This is a genomic window from Endozoicomonas sp. SESOKO4, assembly GCF_024606275.1.
Map to the genome: position 1 here is coordinate 1 of NZ_JAHHPS010000504.1, position 3351 is coordinate 3351.

Consider the following 3351-nt stretch of genomic DNA (forward strand, 5'->3'; position numbering starts at 1 on the left):
ATCCCAGAAACTTCTATCTGACATTGGGGCAGTTGTACTGAGTTCATCAGCCGCTGGCACATGGCCATCCGGTGATGAAACGGTAGCATCGACTTGGAAAAAGCATGGGCAGCGCTGGGCACCAGCAATATCAGGTCAAACTGCTGCCGGGCCTGTTCCAATACATCCAGATGCCCCAATGTTGGCGGGTTAAACGCAGAACCCAATATGCCTATTTTCCTGGCGGTCATAGTGTTGTTTCCAAAATCACACTCTTTGGTACTTCCACTTCCACTGCGATGGGCAAATGATCTGAAATAGGCAGATTAAGGACACCGAACTGATGGACTATCAAGGAAGGGCTGACCAGAATATGGTCCAGTGAGCGACTGGGGCGCCAGCTGGGAAAAGTATTTAGTTCTGAATGAACAGCCTGCAAGTCAGTGTCTTTCAGTGGTGAGTTATTGAGCAGTTGTTCAGCGTGGGTATTCATATCGCCCATCAGAACCACATGATTGTAAGTTCTGACCAAGTCTCTGATATAGGAAAGTTGGCCATTTCTGGCCCTCTGGCTGAGAGCCAGATGCATCATCACCACGACTAAAGGGTTCCGGGTATCTCCAAACCGGGCAACGATTGCTCCCCGTCCCGGAATCAATCCGGGCAGTTTGTGATCTTCAAGAATAGTGGGCTTGAAGCGACTCAGGAATCCATTGCTGTGCTGCGCCAGCTTGCCGAGATTTCGATTCAACTGGTGATACCAATATGGAAACTGGCATTTAAGGGCAAGGTATTCGGTTTGATTGATAAAACCGCTTCTGAGGCTTCCACCGTCGGCTTCCTGAAGAGCGACCAGATCAAAATCGGGGAGGGCAGCAGCAATCTGATCCAGTGTTCTTGCCCGCCTGGAATGAGGTAAAAGGTGTTGCCAGCCGCGAGTCAGATAATGACCATATTGCTGAGTATTGATGCCTACCTGAATATTAAAGCTCAGCAGACGAATGTGCCCGGGCTTTTGTGATCGGGGGTTGTAAACCAGCTCACTGCGGTGAACGGATCCCGGAGCTCTGTCCCTCTTCAAACGAGAAGACAAGGCCCCCTTCAAAGCTCTAATCGGCATCAGTGAAACCTGAATTCCGGATGCTGTTCAGTCCAGCATCTATCTTGTTGAAGGGGTCATAATGTTCAGCTTTTTGCCTGTGACGCTTGCTTAGCCTCAGGCTCTGCCTTGGCTGCACGCTCATCACGCACTTTCTTGATCAGGAAATCAGCAATAACAGGCATGTTTTCCAACCCCACCCTGGGTTCAATAACATATCGGCCATCAACTACCAAAGCTGGAACACCGTTTAACTGATAACCTTTGATTTTTGAACCACCCTGATTCATCAGGTTCAGAACTCCGAAGGAGTTATAGAAGCTGGCAAATTGCTTGGGATCAATACCGTGGCGATTCTGAAGAAAGTCCCCCATGGCTCTCACGTCGCCAAGACGGTTATTCCGATTCTGAATTTCAGCAAAAATACTTTCGTGTATTTCGTTCAGTTTTTTCTCTTCAGGAATCATAGTTTCCAGAGTGTAGTAAAGCTGGGCATGGGCTTTCCAGATGTTTGGACCAAAGAAACCAGGCGTACGAACTACACGAGTGTCCTTTTCCAGAGAAGGCTTCCAACGCGCAACAATGGGTTCCAGAGTGTAACAATGCGGGCAGCCATACCAGAAGACTTCTGCCACTTCGATCTGGCTTTTCTTCACTGAAGTCTGAACCGGGTTAGACAGAACCTGGTAATCCTGACCTTCCTTGTATTTGTCCTCTACAGCAGCCTGCGCCATTAATGGCAAAACCAGAGCCAACCATAAAAATTTCAGTTGTTTTGGCATCTAAATACACTCCAAGCCTTTTATAATGATCTATCTGATGACAAGTTAACAGAAGTCCGGGGGCCCGTCTGCCTGAATTTGATACGTTCGTTGGTTCGTAAATCGGTTATACGCAGGGCAGGCTTGCACAGGAGTACCATTGATTGGCATTTTTCATGGTAAAAAGCTCAGACGAAGAAAATATGTCCCTCTTCCTTCCAGTCATAAAAAACGGTTTGCAACTCATCATTGCAAACCGCTTTTTGCGCTTATGGCTAAACCACTGCACTATCAGCTCTTCTTAAACAGCCGATAGTGTTATCTGTTATCGCAGACCACTGATATAACTGGACAGAGCGTCCACTTCCTTATTGCTCAGCTTTTCAGCGATGCTTCTCATCACTTTGGTGTCGCCATCATTCATACGAACGCCCTCGCGGAAATCACGCAACTGCTTAGCCGTGTACTGAGCGTGCTGACCACTGATTTTCGGGAAGCCTGCCAAAGGGTTACCCTGACCGGTTGGAGAGTGACAGGCAGCGCAAGCAGGAATGCCTTTCTTCTGATCACCAAAGCGGTATAGCTGTTCGCCCAGCCCCACCATTTCAGGATCGGCTACCCCCTCAGGCGCAGGCTGACTGGCATAGAAAGCAGCGATATCTTCGATATCCTGTTCTGTCAGCTGCCCTACGAAAGGCATCATTTCCGGAACACTGCGGTTACCGGCCTTAATGTCTGAAATCTGTTTAACCAGATAGCGTTCGCCTTGCCCTGCCAGATTGGGGAAATTGGGAGCCAGGCTTACACCTGTTGCTCCATGGCAGGCGGTACAGTTTGCCACTTTGGCTTTTCCAGCATTTGCATCCCCTTTCGCAAATGCCACACCTGATACCCCCAAGGACACTACCAGAGCGAAAATAACTTTTTTCATTAACCTGACCCAGCTACGGCACTTGCCATGAGTGACTGTTATTATTCCAACCTTTCCAGTCAGCTGTTCAGCATCTGTTTGTAAAGGCGGAGACCTCTCTGTCTTTACAAACATCCTCATTATTCAGCTGATTTTTTCGACCTGTTTTCGGCCTTTATTCTGAAAATGGTGGATTAAAATGGCTGCATATGCCTCAAAACGACCGCCATTATATACCTTATTGCTATTTTCCGATAGGTGGTCGAGCCCAGTAAATTCGCCGCTGTTCAGACAAACTGTTTTTTCCCGGGACATCTGGCTCATGATAACCGGCTGCCAATCGTCGGCAATTGCTTCGCAGCTATTCCATTTGATCCACAAGTCAAGCAAAATTGCGCCCACTTTTCATTTCTATGGTAAAACTCCCTGACCAGGGAGCTTGCTGACAGGTCTGACACATGAGTGAACCCAGAAGCGGTTTAAATTATCGCAAGGCCAAATTTCTAACCAGCGCCCCCAGGCTGAAACTGTGCCCGCCCGATAATGGCAGGGAAGTCGCTTTTGCGGGTCGCTCCAACGCCGGTAAATCCAGTGCCCTGAAT

5 protein-coding genes and 1 pseudogene are annotated in these 3351 nt (G+C 48.4%); 1 reads left to right on the forward strand and 5 read right to left on the reverse strand.

The window, feature by feature from the left end; all coding sequences use genetic code 11:
- The 5 genes from KDK16_RS09865 to KDK16_RS09885 form a co-directional block, all read right to left on the reverse strand.
- Positions 1-230 (reverse strand): adenylyltransferase/cytidyltransferase family protein (locus tag KDK16_RS09865; protein WP_257275868.1); only part of this gene is annotated, 230 nt, incomplete at its 3' end.
- A complete protein-coding gene (locus KDK16_RS09870) occupies positions 227-1099 on the reverse strand; it encodes an endonuclease/exonuclease/phosphatase family protein (protein WP_257275869.1) in 873 nt (290 codons plus the stop codon). The genes KDK16_RS09865 and KDK16_RS09870, both read right to left, overlap by 4 nt.
- 65 nt (positions 1100-1164) lie before the next feature.
- On the reverse strand, positions 1165-1860 hold the full coding sequence (locus tag KDK16_RS09875; RefSeq protein WP_257275870.1) for a thiol:disulfide interchange protein DsbA/DsbL: 696 nt from the start codon (positions 1858-1860) through the stop codon (positions 1165-1167).
- Between the two features lie 304 nt (positions 1861-2164).
- The gene (locus tag KDK16_RS09880; RefSeq protein ID WP_257253240.1) at positions 2165-2770 is read right to left on the reverse strand and encodes a cytochrome c; all 606 of its coding nucleotides are present in this window, start codon (positions 2768-2770) and stop codon (positions 2165-2167) included.
- 123 nt (positions 2771-2893) lie between these two features.
- Positions 2894-3151: a hypothetical protein gene (locus KDK16_RS09885; RefSeq protein WP_257275871.1), complete on the reverse strand. Its 258-nt coding sequence runs from the start codon at positions 3149-3151 to the stop codon at positions 2894-2896.
- Positions 3152-3207: 56 nt separating this feature from the next.
- Between KDK16_RS09885 and KDK16_RS09890 the strand changes: the two are divergent.
- A pseudogene (locus KDK16_RS09890) lies at positions 3208-3351 on the forward strand (YihA family ribosome biogenesis GTP-binding protein); the annotation flags it as partial.

Excerpts from the sequence above, each read along its gene's own strand:
- KDK16_RS09870 (WP_257275869.1), bottom strand. The coding sequence starts at position 1,099 with ATGCCGATTAGAGCTTTGAAGGGGGCCTTGTCTTCTCGTTTGAAGAGG.
- KDK16_RS09875 (WP_257275870.1), bottom strand. The coding sequence starts at position 1,860 with ATGCCAAAACAACTGAAATTTTTATGGTTGGCTCTGGTTTTGCCATTA.
- KDK16_RS09880 (WP_257253240.1), bottom strand. The coding sequence starts at position 2,770 with ATGAAAAAAGTTATTTTCGCTCTGGTAGTGTCCTTGGGGGTATCAGGT.